The organism is Streptomyces sp. TP-A0356, from assembly GCF_001417775.1.
Taxonomy (GTDB): Bacteria; Actinomycetota; Actinomycetes; order Streptomycetales; family Streptomycetaceae; genus Streptomyces.
The window spans coordinates 23,971-42,461 of the sequence record NZ_BBZJ01000041.1; the positions used below are offsets into that span (position 1 = coordinate 23,971).

Genomic DNA, 18,491 nt, shown 5'->3' on the forward strand with positions numbered 1-18,491 from the left:
GGCGTACGTCCCCGGGCTGATGCCGCGTCGACGGTGGCCGGTTAGTCTCGCGGCGTGAACCCCATGACGATCACGCCGTTGCCTGCACGCGTCGCGCCGCACGGTGTTGTTCCCGGGAGGGAATGTTGCCGATGACGAGAACCAAGGCCGTGGCCTGGGCGGGGGGTGTCTCTTACCTCCTCGTGGTGGGGCTGCTGGTAGGGGGCGCGCCGCGGGCGTCGGGCACGGTCCACGGTGTCGGGGCACTGCTGGCTGTGAGCCTGCTCGCCGACGTGGTGCGACGGATGCCGCTGCCGGCTCTGGCCATGGCACTCTTCGGATCCACTGCTGTGGTGGTGGGCCCTCCGAGTGCCGGCCATGAGAGCCGGGCGGCGTCGTACCAGGGCCAGTTCCTGTCGTATCTGGCGGTCGACCTCGTGCTGGGTTTCATCGTCGCCACCTGTGTACGGCGCGCCTCGATGGTTGCCGTGGCCGTGTCTTTCGTTGTGCAGGTGCTGGTGATCGGCGTCTTCGGGCACGGGGACGGCCTGGCCGTCAACGAGGTGATCGCCCTCCTGGCGTTGGCCGCATCCTGCATGGCCGGTCTGCTGAGTCGCGAGCGACGTGAACACGCGGTGGCGCTGCGTGCACAGGAGGTGACCGAGGCCGTGACCGCCGAACGGCTGCGGATCGCACGGGAGTTGCACGACATGGTCGCGCACAGCATCGGCATCATCGCCATTCAGGCCGGCGTGGGCGGCCGGGTCATCCAGACCCAGCCGGCACAGGCGCGCGAGGCCCTGCGCGCCATCGAGGTCACCAGCAGAGAGACCCTGTCGGGCCTTCGCCGCACGCTGGTGTCGCTCCGTCAGGCCGACCGGGGCGACACCGCCTTGGAGCAGTCACCTCTCGCACCGTCGCCGGGGCTGGCGGACGTCGAACGGCTGGCGGCAGCGACCGCGGGCGCAGGAGTACGCGTCGACGTGCGCCGCAGCGGAAAGCAGCGTCCTGTGCCGGCCGACATCGACCTGTCTGCCTACCGCATCGTGCAGGAGGCGCTGACCAACGTGGTCCGACACGCGGGCACCGGGCGTTGCCGGGTGGCCATCGACTACGGAGAGGAGGAGCTGTCCGTGGAGGTCGTCGACGACGGGCGCGGCGCCGACAACGGCTCGGCGCACGGCTTCGGCATCATCGGGATGCGGGAGCGGGCCGGCCTGCTGGGCGGCCACCTCAGCGCCGGACCACGCCCCGAGGGCGGCTTCCGGGTGGCGACCCGGCTGCCGCTGCCCGCACCCATCGCAGTTCCGGTGGAAACCCGATGACCGTCCGGGTGGTACTCGCCGACGACCAGCCGCTGGTGCGGTCCGGTCTACGCGTGCTCATGGCCGATCACAGCGACCTGGAGGTCGTCGGTGAAGCCGCCACCGGCGCCGAGGCCGTCCAACTGGTCAGCGACACCGGCCCCGACGTCGTGGTCATGGACATCCGGATGCCCGGCATGGACGGGATCGAGGCCACCCGCCTGATCACGGCCGGTCCGGCAACCACACGCGTCCTCGTCCTGACCACCTTCGACGAGGACGACCATGTCTACGGCGCTCTCCGGGCCGGCGCGAGCGGCTTCATGGTCAAGGACATGGCGCTGGACGACATCCTCGCGGCGATCCGCGTGGTCGCCGCCGGCGACGCACTGATCGCACCGGGTGTGACGCGTCGTCTGATCGCGGACTTCGTCGGGCGCCCGGCACCAGCCCCGGAGCACTCCCCACGACCGGTCGAGGGCATCACCGAGCGTGAAAGGGAAGTACTGACCCTGGTCGGCCGCGGCCGGTCCAACGCCGAGATCGCCGAGGACCTCTTCATCACGGTGGCCACCGCCAAGTCGCACGTCTCACGCCTGCTCACCAAACTGGGCGCCCGGGACCGGGTCCAGCTCGTCATCACCGCCTATGAGACGGGGCTCGTCACCCTGCCTCGCTGACGGCGCCACCGGCCCGCATGGTGAAGCCGGCAATACCCTGTCGCTCACGTCGCGGGTACGAGCCGCCGAAGGAGCAGCCGCCGCCACGCCACCCGCTGCGGCCGTACACAGCACTGGCCGGTCCCGGGCCGGCACAGTCCCCTCCGCCGTCGTCATCGTCGAGGTTGACGGCATCCGGGCCGCGCAAGGGCCGCAGCCCGCCAACCGGCCGGCAGGCGGCGAAGCGGCACGGGGACGCCGTTGATCCGCAAGGACCGGGCATAGGCGGCCATGTGGAGGAGACGCGCCGGCGCGGCCCATGGTGGGGACCATCCCGGCGGGTGCGGGGAGCAGCCGGCCGCGAGCGTGGCCAAGCCCATGGACGCGGGACCATCCCCGCGGGTGCGGGGAGCAGGCTGGCATCCCCGTTATCTTCTTCGCGGTCCTGCAAGAGGGCCGCTGGCCTCCGGGCCCGGCATGACTGTGTCCCCCTGTCGATCGGATGACCTGGGGGGTGGTGTCACCGGGCCCGAGAGGCGCCGTTGGAGACGCTGATGAGAGGTCTGACCACCACCTGGTCTGGCGCAATGCCCGGCATCTCGCGGGCGGCAGGTCTGCATAACGTGGATGCGCGCATACGACGCCAACGCCCTGGCCAGCACCGCACGAACCCGGTTCAGGAGGATGGGTTGTACGACATCGACGACGTGGGCGTCTTCCTCGGCCTGGACGTCGGCAAGAGCGCCCACCACGGGCACGGCCTCACCCCGGCCGGCAAGAAGGTCCTCGACAAGCCCCTGCCCAACAGCGAGCCGAAACTGCGGGCCGTCTTCGACAAGCTGGCCGCGAAGTTCGGCACCGTACTGGTGATCGTCGACCAGCCCGCCTCGATCGGAGCCCTGCCTCTGACGGTTGCTCGGGACGCCGGCTGCAAGGTCGCCTACCTGCCCGGACTCGCGATGCGGCGAATCGCCGACCTCTACCCGGGCGAGGCGAAGACCGACGCGAAGGACGCCGCGGTGATCGCGGACGCAGCCCGCAGCATGCCGCACACCCTGCGTTCGCTCGAACTGACCGACGAGATCACAGCCGAACTGACCGTGCTGGTGGGCTTCGATCAGGACCTGGCGGCCGAGGCCACCCGCACCTCCAACCGGATACGCGGCCTGCTCACCCAGTTCCACCCCAGTCTGGAGCGCGTCCTCGGACCGCGCCTGGACCACAGCGCCGTGACCTGGCTGCTGGGACGCTACGGATCCCCGGCCGCCCTGCGCAAAGCCGGTCGCCGCAGGCTCGTTGAGGTGATCCGGCCCAAGGCCCCACGCATGGCCCAGCGGCTGATCGACGACGTCTTCGACGCGCTCGACGAGCAGACTGTCGTCGTCCCGGGCACCGGCACCCTCGACCTCGTGATCCCGTCCCTGGCCCGCTCGCTCGCGGCCGTCCACGAACAGCGACGAGCCCTGGAAGCGCAGATCGGGCAGTTGCTGGAGGCTCACCCTCTTTCCCCGGTCCTGACCTCGATTCCGGGGGTCGCGGTCAGGACCGCCGCCACCTTGCTGGTCACCGTCGGCGACGCAACCAGCTTCCCCACCGCCGCCCACCTGGCCTCCTACGCCGGCCTCGCCCCGACGACGAAGTCCTCGGGAACCTCGATCCACGGCGAACACGCGCCCAGAGGCGGCAACCGGCAGCTCAAGCGCGCGATGTTCCTGTCCGCCTTCGCCGCCCTGCACGATCCCGCCTCCCGCACCTACTACAACCGCTGCCGGGCCCGAGGAAAGACCCACACGCAAGCCCTCCTCCGCCTCGCCCGCCACCGCATCAGCGTGCTGTTCGCGATGCTCCGCGACGGCACCTTCTACGAACCCCGCAGCCCTCGCCTCGCTTGACGAAGGACATAGAGGCACCCCCCCCAGTACGACATGGCCTCGGTGGGACCATCCCCGCGGGTGCGGGGATGGTCCCAGCGTCGACCCCTACGACATCGGCATCGAGCACTGCTCCCCGCGTGTGCGGGGATGGTCCCGGAGCCGCCCGGTGAGCAGTTCGTACAGGACACAACCGAGGGAGTAGACGTCGGAGGCGGGCTGAGCGGGACGGCCCAACGCGCGTTCCGGAGCGAGGTAGTCGGCGGTGCCGATGATCTTGCATGTGGCGGTCAGGTTGCTGGCTGCCTCCTCGGCGAAGCGTGCGATGCCGAAGTCGGCGATCTTCACTGTGCGGTCGGTGGTCAGCATCACGTTGGCGGGTTTGACGTCCCGGTGGACCACGCCCTGCTGGTGTGCCGCACAGAGGCCGGCGGCCGCCTGGGCCGTGATGGCAGCCGCCTCGGCCGGGGGCAGGGCGCCGCGCAGGGAGCGTTCCTGGGCCAGGTTCCAGCCGTCGACGAGTTCCATGACCAGGTGGGGCTGGTCATCGGGCGTGCCGAAGTCGTACATGCCGACGACGTTGGGGTGGTTGAGCCGGGCCGCGATCTGCGCCTCTAGGCGGAATCGCTCGGCGTCTTCCGCCTCTTCGGCATGCAGCAGTTTGACGGCCACGGGCCGACCGAGGAGGTGGTCGCAGGCTCGCCACACCTCGCCCATCGCGCCGCGTCGCAGCAGCTCCTGCAATTCATAGCGGTCCGCCAGCAGACCCTGCACACCCACCCCGATCATCGCGTTGCTCGTGGAACCCCCGGGCCGATGGTTGGGTTTGCGGTCATCGGGTTCCGGTTGCCCGGGGTCGATGCACACTCCCTGTCGGACCGGGCGCCGGGGTGCGCATGGGGGCAGGCTGACGACGGGGGATTCACCTGCCTGCCCCTCATTGCGCGATTACCCGCTCGGAATTGGGGCGAGCAGGTGCCACGAGGCCCCTGGGTCCCTGGGCCCACTCCTACAGCGCACCGGAGTGCCGGGCCGTCACACGCCTGGAGCGCCCAACGCCATGCGGCTCTGCGAGCTGGGAGAGCAGGGGCAGGCCCCGCACGGGGGAAACCGAACCTGCCCCAGCACGTCGGCGCCTGCAAACCTCCCCCCGGAGGATGGGCGCCATGACCCCGCCCGGGGTCACTTCCAACAGCGAGCCGAAGGTCAGGAGTGTCACGGGGGAACGGGAATGGTTGCGAGACCGACAACTCTGTGAAGGAACACCCTGGCCTCCTTCGTAATCTGGTCACGCATTATGCAAACACCGGCGGCCGGGGACTGCGGCAGCCCCGAATCATGCTCCTCCATTCCGTCCGGAAAACTGCCCTGGTGTGTGAACATTCAGGTAAGTGCCCGCATAGGCAGCCATATTCGGGACATCGCAGACGTCGGTGTAACGCTGCAGTGCATGCGGAACGCAGGAGTAGGGAGAAGCGGGGTACCGACCGGATGAATCTGGGTGCCCTGGCGCGAGCGCGCAGACACGGCACTACGTCAGAACGGATATCCCTGTGAGAAACATCGACCCGGTTCCCGGATACCAGGCATACGGCGAGCCGCCGGATCCGGACCGCTCTGTGCACCGTCAGGCCACCACACGGCGTACGGCCATCACCATCTGCACGATCACCGATATTGCGGCGGGCCTGCTGGGCCTGTGGATCCTGCTGTTCCTGCTCGACGCGAACCGCGCGAATGTGTTCGTCGAATTCGTGCGGGGCACAGCGGGCTGGCTGTCCTGGTGGTCACAGGACATCTTCACGATGGACACAGAGGCACTACGCGTCGTCCTCAATTACGGTCTCCCGGCCGTCATCTATTTGCTGATCGGTCACGGGATCGCTGCCCGGCTCAATCGAGCCTGACAGAGGACCGGCCTCTTTATTGATCACCAGGAAAGTGGGCCGACCATGACACCCAGCTCAACTGGAAACGATCACTTGCCGATCATGACGACCTGATACGCGAGCGGGGTGACGTCGTCGCCGAAGCTCAACTCGCCGCGGAACACACACAGCACCAAGCAGCGGTATTGCTGACCGGAGGAGATGCAGGTCAGCAAACTCGTCGTTGGGACGACAGCACCCGAGCCGCTGCGGCCGGTCGGCCGGAGTGGCACGGGTCGCCGCCGTAGGAGTGGGCCTCGCGCGGGTACGGGAACCAGTGCTCACGGAATCGCGGACCCTACACCGTATCGGCCCGTGATGGAGGAGGAGGCGCTGCGCAGCTACGGTGCTGCCGCTCTCGCCCGCGAACGCATGACGGCTGATGGCATGGTCGAGCCCGGCTGGTCCGGCCCCGCCGACGTGCAGAACAGCTTCGCATCCTGGTACGGGAGTGCCACTCGGCTGGGCGCCACCGCGGAGGAACTCGACAACGCCGTTGAGGTGGCCCGCGCCGAGCGGAAGGCGAAGTTGATCGAGGAGGAGAACGAGGTCCTCGCGCGGGATGCTCTCCAGGCGGGACTGCTGAACGAGGTTGCCGCGGCGATCGATTACGACCCTGGCATCGCGCCCTGGTAGCTGGCGGCCGAGTACAGCCACCGGCCTGCGTCAGCCTCGTGTGGCGGTGACGGCGACGCGGCGCAGCAGGTGCGCGGTGGGCAGCCGCCGCCGGGCCTCGCCCTGCAGCCCGGCGAGCGCCGAGCCGGGCTCGGCGTGCAGGGTCAGTGCGGTGCGGTAGATCCCCTGGTAGGCGGCGTCCCAGGCTGGTGCGCTGGCGCAGTGCGCATCGGTGAAGCCCGCCGCGCGCAGCACACGGATCCAGTCGGCGTGCCGGTGGCGTGGTGGAAGACGTCCGTCGCCCTCGACGTGGCCTTGACCGAACTCGAAGCCGACCCGGCCGGCCAGGCACCGGGCCGGTTCGGCTTCGACGAACCAGAACTCTCCCTGCACCAGGCCGAGGCCCACCTCACGCTGGGCCGCACCGATCAGGCCCGCGCCCGCGCCGAGGCCTCCGCGGCCGCCTGCACACCCGGCACCCCCGGATGGGCCGCCGCCACCCTCGTCCTCGCCCAGGCCGAGGCCTCCGACCAACCGTCCGACGCCGCTCAGCGCGCCCTGAACGTCCTCGACCGCGTGCCGCCGAGCCGCCTGCGCGCCACCTCCTGCACCCGGCTGCAGCGACTGGAGGGCCTGCTCGCCGCCCGCCCCGCCGAGTACGTGGCCGATCTCCGCGAACGCCTGCGCACCCTGCCGCCTCCCGTGGACGCGTCCGGCGCCGCATCGGCGTGACGGCCGCCGGTGTCCGCCAGGGGTACCGCGGTCACGGATGGCGGAAGCCGCGATCGGGGTCGCGGGCCTGCTCAGGGTCGAAGGCGGCAAACCAGTCGTGCGGGGCCAGATTGACCATGCCAAGGGACTGATGGATGTCGCCTTCGGGGTCCTCCATCCCGTCGAGGGCATGGTCGAACAGCATCAAGACGTCGTGGTCCTGGAAGAGGACGTCCGAGCAGGCGCCCCAGTCGAAGTCCCCTCGGTCTTCGGGAAGGCCGGCCACAGTGTCACGCACGAGCCGCGGCCGGTTGCGCGTCAGGTCCTGGGCGCGGGCGATCCCGAGGTGCAGGGCCATCTCCTCACCGGTGCAGCGCGGTTCGACCTCAGCGTCGGACGAGCAGTCGGCGGCCGGGTCGTCGAAGGCGGGGGCCATCTGCCGCCGCCAGGAACCGTCCTGGTGCCAGGTCACCCGCGGCAGCGAGCCGAAGAGCCCGCCGGCATTCCGCTGGGCCAGCTGATCCCCCAGCGTGGACACCTCCTGCCACGCCTGATCCGACAGCTGTTGAAGGGCCAGGTGCAGCACCGCTCGCGTGCGCGCGGTGAGGACCTCCTCCCCTTCGTCGTCTTCTTCGTCCCACTCCTCGCTCAAGAGGTCGGCTCCGCCGTAGCGGGCGCGGGAGCGCAGTTGCTCGCGCACCCGGTGCGCGGCCTCTTCGGGGGCAGCGAGCGACGTGTCGATGATCAGCAGTTCATCGGAGAACGGCTCGGCGCTCAGAAGAACGCCCGCCTCCGTAAGCAGGGCTGCCGCCGTGTTACCGGAGAGCCGGGGGAGGACCACGGCGTACTGGTTGTCGGTCAGTCGGTCGATGATGCTGGAGGTCAGCCCGGCGACGATCCACGGGTCGTCCCAGGGTGCGGCGATGTGGAGGTCGTCGACCACGAGGACGTTGCCCGGCAGGTCGACGAAGCTCTCGTATTCGGGGCGGAATTGGCCGTCGGCGTCGAAGAGTTGCTCCGCCGCCACCGCCGCGAGGGACTCCTCGTCGGCCAGCCGCTCGCCAAGGTTGTGGGCCTTCCAGAACTGGCCGCGCGTCGCACGCACGCGGGCCACGGTCTCGTCGTCGGTGAGGAGGGAGGCCGAGGCGTGAACCTCCTGCCCAACAACTGGGTCCTGCTCGTCCTGCTTCAACGACGCGCGGGCCCTGCCAGTCCGCATTCGTAGGCGGCGATGACGAGTTGGGCCCGGTCCCTGGCCCCCAGCTTCGTCAGCAGGTGGCTGACGTGGGTCTTGATCGTGCCGACGGTCAGATACAGCTCGGCCGCGATCTCGTGGTTGGACAGGCCACGTGCGATCAGGCCCAGCACGTCGCGCTCGCGGCCGGTCACACCGTCCAGGGTGCGGGTGACCGGGCCGGGGTAGCCGGGGCGGCGGACGTAGGTCTCGATGAGCTTGCGGGTGACGCCGGGGGACAGCAGCGACTCCCCGGTGGCGATCACCCGCACGGCGTCGACCAGGCGTGCGGGTGGAGTGTCCTTGAGGAGGAAGCCCGCGGCGCCTGCGCGGAGCGCCTCGAAGACGTACTCGTCCAGGTCGAAGGTGGTGAGCACCAGGACGTGGACGGGCACCGGAGACGGGCCGCCGAGCAGCGCGCGGATGGCTTCGATGCCATTGAGCCCGGGCATCCGGATGTCCATCAGGGCGACGTCGGGGCGTTGTTCGCGGATCACCCTGACCGCCTGGGTCCCGTCGGCCGCTTCACCCACGACCTGGAGATCGTTTTCCGACTCGATCAGCACGCGGAACCCGGCACGCACCAGCGTCTCGTCGTCCACCACGACGACCCGCACTGTCATGCGCCCTCCAGGTCGGCGCCCACGGGGAACTGGGCTGTTCGCTCGTCCGTGGCGTACGGCAGCCGGGCGGTGACGCGAAAGCCGTGCGGCGAGAGCGGGCCGGCGTGAACCTCGCCGCCGTAGAGGGCGGCGCGTTCCTTCATGCCGGTCAGGCCGTGGCCCTCGGTGATCGGGGTGGTCGTGCGGCCGGCTCCGGCGTCGACGACCGTGAGAGCGACCTCGCCCGGCGCGTAGGCGACCGTCACCCGGGCATGGCCGGTGCGGGCGTGCTTGACGACGTTGGTCAGGGCTTCCTGCACGATGCGGTAGGCGGCGCGGTCCACCCCTCGGGGCACGGCGTGCGGGTGACCGCTGATCGTCAAGTCGACCTGCACGCCGGCCCGTCGGGTCTGTTCGATGAGTGTGTTCAGGTCGTCGAGGCCACCGGGCAGCCATTCGGCGCCGTCGTCGTCGCGCAGGACACCTAGCAGGGAGCGCAGCTCCCCCAGCGCGGCCCTGCTGGTGGTCTCGATCGCGGAGAGGGATTTCGCGGCCTCGTCGGGTCGGCTACCGATCACGTGGTGGCCGACGCCCGCCTGCACCGCGATGACGCTCAGGCTGTGCGCGACGACGTCGTGCAACTCCCGGGCGATGCGTATGCGTTCCTCGACGAGCGTGCGCCGTGCCCGCTCCTCGGCCTGCTCGACCAGGCCCTGGGAATAGGCGCGGCCCCGTCTGGTGGACCACCCGATCGCCCAGGCGGCGGCCTCGACGATGAGGCTTTGGCTCATCCCCGGCCACCCCCAGTAGTCGTGCCCTGTTATGCCCTGCATAGGGATCATCAAGGCGAGTTGTGCGGCGCCTGCCACCGCGCTCGCGTACGCCGCGACACGCGCGGGTCGGGCGACCGCCACCCCGTACACCAGCAAGGCAGTCGCCAGCACCCCCGTCAGGCTGAGCGCGCCGTCGGTAGCCATCACCACCGACGCCACCGCCAGTGCAGGCAGTGGCAGCAGCCGCCGGACGGCGACGGCCACGCCCAACGAGCACGTCAGCACGGTCTGCCATGCCGGCCAGCCCGTGCGGTGCGTGCCAAGCGTCCACCACAAGACGTTCGACGCCATCAGGACCATGGCCAAAAGCACATCCAGCCCGATCAGCTGAGTCGGCCTCAGTCCTCTGGCGAAGGACGCCACGTCATGCCTCACCATCATGCCTCGCACGCATCCGACCCTAGCCAGGAGGGCGATCATCCGCCTCTGTCCAGAGACAGAGATCAGCCGGTCATTCCGTGGCCAGATCCGCGGGGCGGGCACCCTCTGCCAGGGTCGGCCACATGGACCTCTCCCGGACGCCCGCCCGCCGATGGCTTTCCCCTGTGCCCTGGGGCTTCGCCCTGCTCGCCGCCGCGTCTTCCCTGACATATGGCGGCGATCACGCGGTGAACGCCTGGGCATCGACCAACCTGGCCAATATGGGTGATCATCCTGTGGAGGCGCTCATCACCTCCGCCTTCCTGTTCGGCGCCGATCCCTGGGCCTGTCTGCGCAGCATCGCCCTCGCCGGGGCCATACTGGCGTTTCTCGTCATCCGGTTCGGCAACATGCGGGCGGTCGCGCTGATCGCGGCCGGCCAAGTCCTCGGCACACTGGTGAGCGAAGGACTGCTGGCAGCACGGATCGCGGCGGGCCAAGCAGACCCGGCGCTGCGTGCGACGCTGGACGTCGGCCCGTCCTACGTGATCGTCTCGGCCCTGGCCGCCGTGGTGGCAGCGGGGGCCCGGCGTTGGCACCGATGGACCGCGCTCGCCGCGCTCGCGGTGCGCGCACCGCACATCACGAGCGGCCTGACCACGCTGGGGGTCACTCCCGTCGGCCACGTGACAGCGTTGTCCACCGGCATGCTACTGGCATGGGGTCTGCGGTCGTCCGACGCCCCCCACCGCTACCTGCACCGACTGACGTTACGCGCAGCGCCGCTTCAGACCGCACTTGGCGCCCTCGCCCCCGTCGCCGGCCCAGATGCCGAGGATGTCGCGGGTGCCGTCCACGGTCACCGCCATCACCACGTAGACGGGACGGTTTGCGACCTGCCCGTCCTCGATCTTGACGTTGATGGCGTCCATGAACAGGACCCGGGTAGACGCGGTCGAGGGGTCGGTTCTGCCATTCGGCCATGCCGTCCATGACCTTTGAGCTGTTGACTTTTCCATCTTGAGCGGTGTCCGTCGAACGGGAGTCTCGATCGGGTGATTGCGGCCGGTGCCGGGCATGGGAACAGGGCCTCTTGGTAGCTCGGAGGGTGTCTACGCCAACTCGTCTGCCCGGAGGCCCTGTTGTTGTATGCCACCGCGGAGACGGAATCCATTTCGGTCACTCTCGCGTGTGACTGTCTGGCTCACCGGTTCGGGAACGCCGCCGACACCCCGATGCGTGAGCGGCGGTATCCGACGGACATGACGATGACGGACACGGAGTGGGCCCGGGTCCTGCCGCTGCTGCCGGTGCCGAGCTGGATGCGTGGCCGGGGCGGCCGGCCGGAGGCGTACTGCCACCGGGCCATGCTCGATGCGATCCGGTGTACTGCCTGGCCACGTTCGCCCTGGTCCTGGCGATCGTCAAGCGCAGCGACGACCAGAAAGGGTTCGTGGTGCTGCCCAAGCGGTGGATCGTCGAGCGCCTCTTCGCCCACCTGATGCGAAGTCGCCGCCTGGTGCGCGACTTCGAGCGGCGCACCACCAGCGCGGAGGCGATGGTCTACTGGTCGATGATCCGGCTCATGACCCGTCGCCTGGCCGGTCACACCCGCAGCGAGGGTGAACCGGCCCGGCTGCTGCTCGGCCAGCCAGCCGCGGGCCACCAGGCGTTTCGCTTTCGACCGCAGTGCCTCCACCCGCGTTGGCACCACGTCCATGCCGAACATGGCGGCCATCTCCTGGCAGGTCAGAGGCCCTTGATGGAACCGGGCCCGGTCCGCGAGTGTCTTGAGGATGCGCTGGTAGTCGACCGACAGCGCCGACCACGCCAGCCCCTGTCGCCACACCGGCACCTGCGACTTCGGCTTCGCCGCGTCCCGGAGCGCCGACTGCACCTCCCCATCCCGCGGATCCGGGGTGACCTCCGCCCGGCGGTGGCGCCGTCGTCCGGAGCCAGCACCGTATCAACCCGCCTGCGAGCGATCGCCCACTCCTGCCATTCCAGCTCGGCCTGGATGCGGTCGGCCTCCTCCCGCAGGCCGTCGACGCGACGCCGAGCGGCGAGCTCGTGCTGTTCCAGCAGTCCAACAACCGACGGCATCCGCGACCTCCCGGGGAACGACGACCCGACAGGCCACGACTCCCACGGAACCACCACTCCTATCCCCGGTGAGTAGCCGGGAGGGATCTCACCTCCCGGCTCTCTCAGAACCGTGCGTGAACCTCTCGATTCACACGGCTCCCATCATCCAGTCGATCAAGGTCTGACAAGCTTCCAGTGAGCGAAGAGGCCCGGGTAGAGCCGTGCGGCCTTCCCCAAGCCGTCCCAGGCCCGCATCCGGCGGCGCCGGAGTCGCTTGTACTTCTGCATGGCCCACCGCATCAGATAGTGATTGATGCGTTTGAGGCTCTTGACCAGCTCGGACGGGTAGAACCGCCCGTAGTAGCCGATCCAGCCCCGCACGATCGGGTTGATCTCCCGTGCGAGGTCTGCCAGGGACGATCCACTGCGCAGGTGAAGCCGCCAGGACCGGATCCGGGCCCGGATCCGTTTGGCGGCCTCGTCGCTGATGGCCGGATTGAAGCTGAAGAAGTAGCTCCCGCTCCGTGTCCGGACCTTCCGCGACCGGAACGTGTACCCCAGGAACGTGAACGAGGTGTGTTCGTACGAGCCACACCTCTTGCCGTCCTTGCAGTACACGATGCGGGTCTTGTCAGGATGCAGTTGCAAGCCCCCGCACTGCGCCAGCCGCTCACCGATCGCCTCGCGCACCCGGTGTGCCTCGGCCTCGGTGCGGCAGTGGACCACCATGTCATCGCAGTACCGCTCGAAGCGGACGGCCGGGAAGGTCCGGGCCATCCAGGCATCGAACGCGTAGTGCATGAACAGGTTCGCCAACAAAGGAGAGATCGCCGAGCCCTGCGGGCTCCCGCGATCCCGCGCCACCAGCGCGCCACCGTCCTGCTGGAGCGGGGCCTTCAGCCAGCGCTCCACATACAGCAGGATCCACCGCTGGTCGGTGTGGTGGGCCACCGCCTTGAGGACGAGGTCATGGTCGAGGTTGTCGAAGAAGCCCCGGATGTCGATATCGACCACCCAGTCGCGTCTCCAGCACCTCTCCCGGCACACCGCGAGCGCATCCAGCGCGCTACGGCGGGGCCGATAGCCGTAGGAGTCGGGATGGAACACCGGCTCCACCTCCGGCTCCAAAACCATGGCCACCACCGTCTGCGCGATCCTGTCCGCGACCGTCGGCACCCCGAGAACCCTGGCCCCTCGCCCTTGCGGCTTAGGAATCTCCACCATCCGTACCGGCGGCGGGAAGTAGCTGCCCGACGACAAGCGATTCCACAGCTTGTAGAGGTTGCCCTTCAGGTCCGCCTCGAACTGCTCGATCGACTCGCCATCGACGCCGGCCGCTCCCCCATTCGCCTTGACCCTGCGATACGCCTCCCAGACGACATGCTTCGAGATCTCGAACGGCTTCGACCCGCTCACCCGGCTCCTCCCGGCACCGCCGGTTGACCGCCAAGCAGGCCAGGATGATCCGTCCCCTTCGCTCCACCCGCATTACCGGGCTTCCTCACTACTACGAGACGGTCCGTCCCCGTGCCCCGCGTCGGTACTCGGCCCCTTGCGGTGCTGGCCGCTTGGGGTTCTCCCTCCCGCCTCCGGGCTGGCTGCCCGGCGGCCGTATCGGGGCGACAGGTTCTCACGTTCCGTGCAAGAGCCCGCGCCAGGCTCGCGCCGCCTACATGCCGGACGCCATCCGGGCAGTCAGCAGGCTCCCCCCGGACTTGTCCCAGGACCCTGGTCTCGCCCTGGTTTCGACGCCACTGGAATTTCTTACGACACGTCATCAGCGGTTCGCTCACGCTCGCCTTCCTGACCCACACCTGACGCGATCAAGGCCGCGCCTTTTCCCGCAGCGCTCACCACGACCGGCACTTAACCGACGCAGCCTGCGGTGGTTTGGAGCCTCCCCCTGCAGGGCGACCCCGGAGGACCTACCTCCATCTCTCACACAGCACCGCTTCCGGAAGCTCCTACATCGACGCCTCCTTCAGCGTTCGTGACACACGACCAGCGGAAACGCGTCGATCAGGTCCGGAAAACAACAACTTCTAAACGTCTCATTTGACTTAACAACTACCGGCCAGAGGCCCCGCCTCATCGAGATCATCCAGAACCTCCGAGAACGCATCCGCGAGGCCCGCGCCAACGGATGGCTCGGCGAGGTCGAGGGACTCCGGGTCGGCTTGGACGCTGCGATGGCCAAGCTCAACAGCCGCAAGCGGGCTCCGACCGATGGTCGGCCGCAGCTGGTCGACCTTGGCATGCCGGTATTCACCAACCATGCACCCCCACCCCAGCAGGGACCGGGAGGGCCCGGATACCGTCCCTGGTCCTGTTAAGGAGCGAGTTCGGCTTGGCGAAGGCTGCGGAACACCTCTGGGGTCGTCCATCCGCGCAACGTGGCGTGAATCGTCGATCGGAATGCGGCCTCGGCCGTGGCGGCGTCGAGGGCCCCGGCCAGTTCGAGAGTCACGAGCCCGTGCAGGGTGGCCCAGATCGACAGGGCGATCGACGTTGCTTCGCCGACGAGGACGGACGCCGCCAATGCGCGATCGATCGCCGCGAGGAGCGGACGGATCGGGTCACTGGCACCGACCTCCCCCGACGGGTCGAAGGACTGCACACCACCGAACAGCACTGTGTACAGGTGGCTGTGTCCGCGCCCCCAACGACGGTAGGCGACGGCCAGCGCGTACAGGTCGGCGAGAGGGTCCGCGGAGGTCTGCACCGCCGACACGTCCTGGAACAGGCCGGCGACGGCTCTGTCGCGCACCGCACCGATCAGCCCGTCCTTATCACCGAACAAGGAGTACACCGCCGTCGTCGACGCCTCGGCAGCAGCGGCCACGGCGCGGACTGTGACCGACTCCCGCGGACGGGTGGCCAGCATCTCGGTCGCGCACATCACAAGCCGCTCTTTGACGGCCTCGTCGTTTGTTCTTGGCCTACCCACGACCAGCAGCCTAGCCTCCCTGATAACGTCGTTTTGAAACAGTGTTCTGAAACTGTCGGAGGTTCGCCGTGCCCACGCCCGCCATACGTCTCGCCCGCTTCACCGGACGCTTACTGCTGGCCCTGGCCGCCATCGCGACGCTGGTCGTCGTCTTTCTCGCACTGATCGCCCTCACAAACGGGGCAGGGTCGGGGCTCGCCGCATGGTTGACGACCCTTGGGGCCGGGGCTGTCCTTGCGATGTGGCGGGGACGGCGCCGCACTTGGCCGGCGCGGCTCGTGCCGTTCCTGTCAGTGGTTGTCGCGGCAGCATTGACGGCGACGGTCTGTATCCCGACCGTGCCGACGGTCCGGCGGTACCCGCCCGCCCTACCGTTCGTGGCCACGCAGCACTGGAGCCTGGCCACAGGCAGCCGGGTCGCGGTGTACCACTACCCGCCCACGAACCCCGGCAGCCGGCATCCCATCCCGTTCGTGTACCTCAACGGCGGGCCGGTCCGTGGCATGTCGGTGCTCGATCACCGATTCCTGCAACTCCTGGCACGCCAGGGCTACGACGTCTACGCCTACGAACAGGCCGGTGGCGGACGAAGCGACCTGCTCCCCATGGGCCAGTACACGATCTCCAGGTCGGTCCGCGACCTCGCCGCCTTCGTCGACCGCCTGGACAAGGGCAAAGTCGACATCCTCGGATTCTCCTCAGGCGGGGCCGTGCTCACCCGAGCCCTGACCGACCCGAGCGTCGCCGCACGCTTGCACCGGGCGATCATCGCCGAGCCCGGCCCCATGGACGGCCCCACCGCGCGCATCACCGGGCACAAGGGCCGAAAGTCCGCACGGGGCCTCGCGCCAGCCATGACCGGACCGCGATCCACGCATGTTCCCCGATACGCCGTGGCATTCAGCCTCATGCGACTCGGACTCCTCACCCCCGACACCGGACTGATCGGACAGGCCGAAGGCGACAACGCCTTCACCACAGCCGACCTCGGCAGCGACACCGCATCCGCCTACTGCGCGGGCGACGCGCACCGCATCCCCGCCGAGGACACCACACAGAACTTCTCCTTCAGCCCCGCCGCCAGCCTTCGCGTCCAGCAGACGGTCAAAGACTCGCCCTCCATTGCACCGTTACTGAGGCAGTCCCGGACCCCCGCGATGCTGATGATCGCTGAGTGCTCCTCCCAGGTCCGTCAATGGGCGACCGCCATCCTTGCCGACGACCTCGCCATCCAGCGCACGCAGTACCTGCCCGGAGTCGGACACCACGTGTGGAACGGCCTGGACGACAACAACGACCGAGCCGCCGCCGTCATCACTGCGTTCCTTCAGGACAAGCCAGCGCCCTTGCCGGACTACCCGACCCGCGACGAGATCCCTACCTTCCTGCGCGACCACAAATGAAGACGCTGCAGCCCGTCACCGGCAACGGCAGGCGAGACCTTGAAGCCGCCCGGGCCCTGCCCCAGGTACAGCCAAGGACGACCTCTCACCATTGGGATGGCTTGAGGGTGTCCGATGGGTCATGTGACTGGCGATTGGCGAAATCGTTCCGGCTGGTGTGGGGCGGGGCGATCTCTCTGACGCGCAGTGGGCTCGGTTGGAGCCGCACCTTCCGAAGAACGTGGGACGGGGCGGGCGGTGGAAGTGTCATCGCAAGGTGATCAACGGCATTCTCTTCCGCCAGCGCACCGGCATCCCCTGGCGCGACCTGCCGACGCGCTTCGGGAAGTGGAAGACCTGCCACGACCGGCATCGGCGCTGGGCGGCGGACGGCACCTGGGAGAACGTCCTGCGTGCCGTCCAGACCGACGCCGACGCCAAGGAACGTATCGACTGGAGCATGGTCGGCATTGACTCGACGACCTGCCGGGCCCATCAGCATGCCGCCGGGGCTCGACGGCGTCCGCCGCGAATTCCAAGGAAACGGATCCCGCCCGCTCAGCATCGCCCCGACGAGGCTCTCGGCCGATCCAGGGGAGGTCTGACCACGAAAATTCATCTCGCCGGAGACGGCGGCTGCCGGCCCCTGGCGGTGCTGATCACGCCAGGTCAGTGGGGCGACGCACCTCAGTTGATCCCGGTCCTTGAGCGCGTTCGCGTACCACGGCCGGGTGGCGGTCACCCGCGCACCCGGCCTGATCACCTCAGCGGCGATAAGGCGTACTCATCCCGTTGTAACCGCCGGTACCTGCGCAGGCGCCAGATCAAGCACACCATCCCCGAACCGAGGAACCAGCGGGCCAACAGACAGCACCGTGGCAGCCGGGGCGGTCGGCCCACCGGCTTCGACAAGACGCTCTACAAACGCAGGAATGAAGTCGAGCGAACGATCAACGCCCTCAAGGGCTTCCGTGCCGTAGCCACCCGATTCGATAAGAGGGCATACATCTTCCAAGGCACCGTGACCGTCGCAGCCATTCGCCTCTGGCTGCGCTCATGACCCGCCGCACGGCCCTTAGGCACGTGCGGTCAGCTCAGCCTGGCATCGGCGTACACGGTCATCGCATCGCGCTGGTAGATGGCCAGACCTTCGGCGATCTTGTCGAAGTTGGCCCGCATCTGTGGGTCGTCGACATAGGTCTGGCCCACTCCCTTGTACGCGGCCGCGGTCGGGGTCCAGAACCGGCAGATCTGCTGGTAGTTGGCGTCCACCTCGGCCTGAACCGCGGGGTCGGAGACCGGCGTGCCGGCCACCATGAACTCCGCCATACGGATCATCTGCGCCGTCACCTCACGCTGCCAGCGCTCCGTGTCCTCGGAGGTCATCGCCTCGACTGCCTGCCGGGACTGCTCCCACGCCTGCGGCCACCGCTCCCGTACCTCGGCCTCGGCCTCGGAGGGGGCCTGGAACCCCTCGAACAGGTTCTCCGGCTTGTTGATCTTCGTCATCTTCCCGTTGTCCCTACCTTCTTCCAGTTCGGCGATGGTGCGGCCGACCGTACGGGCCAGCGTCTCCAGCCGGTCCCGTTCCGCGAGCAGCCGTTGGTGGTGCTCGCGGAGCACGGCCACCTGGTCGAGCTGGCTGTCCAGGACCGCCTGGATATCGCGCAGCCCCAGGTCCAGCTCCCGCATCAGCAGGATCTGCTGCAACCGCAGCAGATCGGCCTCCTCGTAGTAGCGGTGCCCGTTGCTCCCGATCCATGCGGGCGGCAGCAGGCCGATCTCGTCGTAGTGCCGCAGCGTCCGCGATGTCACCTTGGACATCCTCGCCACCTCCGCAATCGACCAGGCCATGCCGGTGCCTCCCTCGCCGGGCCGGTCTCTCCGGCCACACACATGACCGTAGAAGTTGCCGCAACGGAAAGCGCAAGCCCGAAACCCTGTTGGACAGACACCAGGGCCTGACCCGTCGGACAGGCCC

Annotated in this window: 16 protein-coding genes and 5 pseudogenes; 10 read left to right on the forward strand and 11 right to left on the reverse strand. The window is 68.8% G+C overall.

What is annotated here, in order from left to right; translation table 11 throughout:
- The first annotated feature begins 131 nt into the window (after positions 1-131).
- The 3 genes from ASC56_RS35375 to ASC56_RS35385 all read left to right on the forward strand — a co-directional run bounded on the left by ASC56_RS35375 (position 132) and on the right by ASC56_RS35385 (position 3,834).
- A complete protein-coding gene (locus ASC56_RS35375) occupies positions 132-1,304 on the forward strand; it encodes a sensor histidine kinase (protein ID WP_107309449.1) in 1,173 nt (390 codons plus the stop codon).
- Positions 1,301-1,963 carry a response regulator transcription factor gene (locus ASC56_RS35380; protein WP_055495712.1) on the forward strand — a complete coding sequence of 221 codons (663 nt, stop codon included), beginning with the start codon at positions 1,301-1,303 and terminating at the stop codon, positions 1,961-1,963. The genes ASC56_RS35375 and ASC56_RS35380 overlap by 4 nt, the downstream gene beginning before the upstream one ends.
- Before the next feature lie 668 nt (positions 1,964-2,631).
- Entirely contained in the window at positions 2,632-3,834 is a 1,203-nt protein-coding gene (locus tag ASC56_RS35385; protein ID WP_055495713.1) for an IS110 family transposase, read from the forward strand.
- A 141-nt stretch (positions 3,835-3,975) separates the two neighbouring features.
- On the opposite strand, the pseudogene ASC56_RS35390 reads toward ASC56_RS35385, so the two are convergent.
- Positions 3,976-4,602 (reverse strand): annotated as a pseudogene (locus ASC56_RS35390) (protein kinase); the annotation flags it as partial.
- 764 nt (positions 4,603-5,366) lie between these two features.
- On the opposite strand from ASC56_RS35390, the gene ASC56_RS35395 reads away from it, so the two are divergent.
- Positions 5,367-5,720 carry a hypothetical protein gene (locus ASC56_RS35395; RefSeq protein ID WP_107309450.1) on the forward strand — a complete coding sequence of 118 codons (354 nt, stop codon included), beginning with the start codon at positions 5,367-5,369 and terminating at the stop codon, positions 5,718-5,720.
- A 71-nt stretch (positions 5,721-5,791) separates the two neighbouring features.
- Here ASC56_RS35395 and ASC56_RS40940 read toward each other — a convergent pair whose 3' ends face one another.
- Entirely contained in the window at positions 5,792-5,974 is a 183-nt protein-coding gene (locus ASC56_RS40940; RefSeq protein ID WP_159039804.1) for a hypothetical protein, read from the reverse strand.
- An 82-nt stretch (positions 5,975-6,056) separates the two neighbouring features.
- On the opposite strand from ASC56_RS40940, the gene ASC56_RS35400 reads away from it, so the two are divergent.
- Positions 6,057-6,377: a hypothetical protein gene (locus tag ASC56_RS35400; RefSeq protein WP_159039805.1), complete on the forward strand. Its 321-nt coding sequence runs from the start codon at positions 6,057-6,059 to the stop codon at positions 6,375-6,377.
- Positions 6,378-6,407: 30 nt separating this feature from the next.
- On the opposite strand, the gene ASC56_RS40300 is transcribed toward ASC56_RS35400, so the two are convergent.
- A complete protein-coding gene (locus tag ASC56_RS40300) occupies positions 6,408-6,611 on the reverse strand; it encodes a hypothetical protein (RefSeq protein ID WP_055495715.1) in 204 nt (67 codons plus the stop codon).
- A gap of 15 nt (positions 6,612-6,626) precedes the next feature.
- Between ASC56_RS40300 and ASC56_RS42935 the strand changes: the two genes are divergently transcribed.
- On the forward strand, positions 6,627-7,088 hold the full coding sequence (locus ASC56_RS42935; protein WP_159039806.1) for a hypothetical protein: 462 nt from the start codon (positions 6,627-6,629) through the stop codon (positions 7,086-7,088).
- Between the two features lie 31 nt (positions 7,089-7,119).
- Here ASC56_RS42935 and ASC56_RS39055 read toward each other — a convergent pair whose 3' ends face one another.
- From ASC56_RS39055 to ASC56_RS35425, 3 genes are read right to left on the reverse strand one after another with little or no spacing between them, the layout of a single operon-like run.
- Positions 7,120-8,286: a hypothetical protein gene (locus ASC56_RS39055; protein WP_159039807.1), complete on the reverse strand. Its 1,167-nt coding sequence runs from the start codon at positions 8,284-8,286 to the stop codon at positions 7,120-7,122.
- On the reverse strand, positions 8,256-8,924 hold the full coding sequence (locus tag ASC56_RS35420) for a response regulator transcription factor (protein WP_055495718.1): 669 nt from the start codon (positions 8,922-8,924) through the stop codon (positions 8,256-8,258). The genes ASC56_RS39055 and ASC56_RS35420 overlap by 31 nt, the downstream gene beginning before the upstream one ends.
- Positions 8,921-10,027: a sensor histidine kinase gene (locus ASC56_RS35425; protein ID WP_159039808.1), complete on the reverse strand. Its 1,107-nt coding sequence runs from the start codon at positions 10,025-10,027 to the stop codon at positions 8,921-8,923. The genes ASC56_RS35420 and ASC56_RS35425 overlap by 4 nt, the downstream gene beginning before the upstream one ends.
- Before the next feature lie 212 nt (positions 10,028-10,239).
- Between ASC56_RS35425 and ASC56_RS43385 the strand changes: the two are divergent.
- A pseudogene (locus tag ASC56_RS43385) lies at positions 10,240-10,794 on the forward strand (rhomboid-like protein); the annotation flags it as partial.
- A 99-nt stretch (positions 10,795-10,893) separates the two neighbouring features.
- On the opposite strand, the pseudogene ASC56_RS39060 reads toward ASC56_RS43385, so the two are convergent.
- A pseudogene (locus tag ASC56_RS39060) lies at positions 10,894-11,101 on the reverse strand (transposase); the annotation flags it as partial.
- 409 nt (positions 11,102-11,510) lie between these two features.
- Between ASC56_RS39060 and ASC56_RS42600 the strand changes: the two are divergent.
- Positions 11,511-11,699 (forward strand): annotated as a pseudogene (locus ASC56_RS42600) (IS5/IS1182 family transposase); the annotation flags it as partial.
- Here ASC56_RS42600 and ASC56_RS43390 read toward each other — a convergent pair.
- From ASC56_RS43390 to ASC56_RS35445, 3 genes and pseudogenes are all read right to left on the reverse strand, one after another.
- Positions 11,685-12,199 (reverse strand): annotated as a pseudogene (locus tag ASC56_RS43390) (hypothetical protein); the annotation flags it as partial. The pseudogenes ASC56_RS42600 and ASC56_RS43390 sit on opposite strands and share 15 nt — an antisense overlap.
- Positions 12,200-12,355: 156 nt before the next feature.
- Entirely contained in the window at positions 12,356-13,597 is a 1,242-nt protein-coding gene (gene ltrA / locus ASC56_RS35435) for a group II intron reverse transcriptase/maturase (RefSeq protein ID WP_055495720.1), read from the reverse strand.
- A 913-nt stretch (positions 13,598-14,510) separates the two neighbouring features.
- On the reverse strand, positions 14,511-15,128 hold the full coding sequence (locus ASC56_RS35445) for a TetR-like C-terminal domain-containing protein (RefSeq protein ID WP_055495722.1): 618 nt from the start codon (positions 15,126-15,128) through the stop codon (positions 14,511-14,513).
- A 377-nt stretch (positions 15,129-15,505) separates the two neighbouring features.
- Here ASC56_RS35445 and ASC56_RS35450 point away from each other — a divergent pair, with 377 nt between their 5' ends.
- Together ASC56_RS35450 and ASC56_RS39075 are read left to right on the forward strand one after the other, a co-directional pair.
- Entirely contained in the window at positions 15,506-16,531 is a 1,026-nt protein-coding gene (locus tag ASC56_RS35450; RefSeq protein WP_234377227.1) for an alpha/beta fold hydrolase, read from the forward strand.
- Between the two features lie 157 nt (positions 16,532-16,688).
- Complete coding sequence (locus ASC56_RS39075) at positions 16,689-17,570, forward strand: IS5 family transposase (protein ID WP_079102941.1); 882 nt, start codon at positions 16,689-16,691, stop codon at positions 17,568-17,570.
- A 29-nt stretch (positions 17,571-17,599) separates the two neighbouring features.
- Here the strand turns inward: ASC56_RS39075 and ASC56_RS35460 are convergent, their stop codons facing one another.
- Positions 17,600-18,364 carry a MerR family transcriptional regulator gene (locus tag ASC56_RS35460; RefSeq protein WP_055495725.1) on the reverse strand — a complete coding sequence of 255 codons (765 nt, stop codon included), beginning with the start codon at positions 18,362-18,364 and terminating at the stop codon, positions 17,600-17,602.
- Positions 18,365-18,491 lie beyond the last annotated feature (127 nt).

Excerpts from the sequence above, each read along its gene's own strand:
- ASC56_RS35375 (WP_107309449.1), top strand. The coding sequence starts at position 132 with ATGACGAGAACCAAGGCCGTGGCCTGGGCGGGGGGTGTCTCTTACCTC.
- ASC56_RS35380 (WP_055495712.1), top strand. The coding sequence starts at position 1,301 with ATGACCGTCCGGGTGGTACTCGCCGACGACCAGCCGCTGGTGCGGTCC.
- ASC56_RS39055 (WP_159039807.1), bottom strand. The coding sequence starts at position 8,286 with ATGCGGACTGGCAGGGCCCGCGCGTCGTTGAAGCAGGACGAGCAGGAC.
- ASC56_RS35420 (WP_055495718.1), bottom strand. The coding sequence starts at position 8,924 with ATGACAGTGCGGGTCGTCGTGGTGGACGACGAGACGCTGGTGCGTGCC.
- ASC56_RS35425 (WP_159039808.1), bottom strand. The coding sequence starts at position 10,027 with ATGGCGTCGAACGTCTTGTGGTGGACGCTTGGCACGCACCGCACGGGC.
- ASC56_RS35460 (WP_055495725.1), bottom strand. The coding sequence starts at position 18,364 with ATGGCCTGGTCGATTGCGGAGGTGGCGAGGATGTCCAAGGTGACATCG.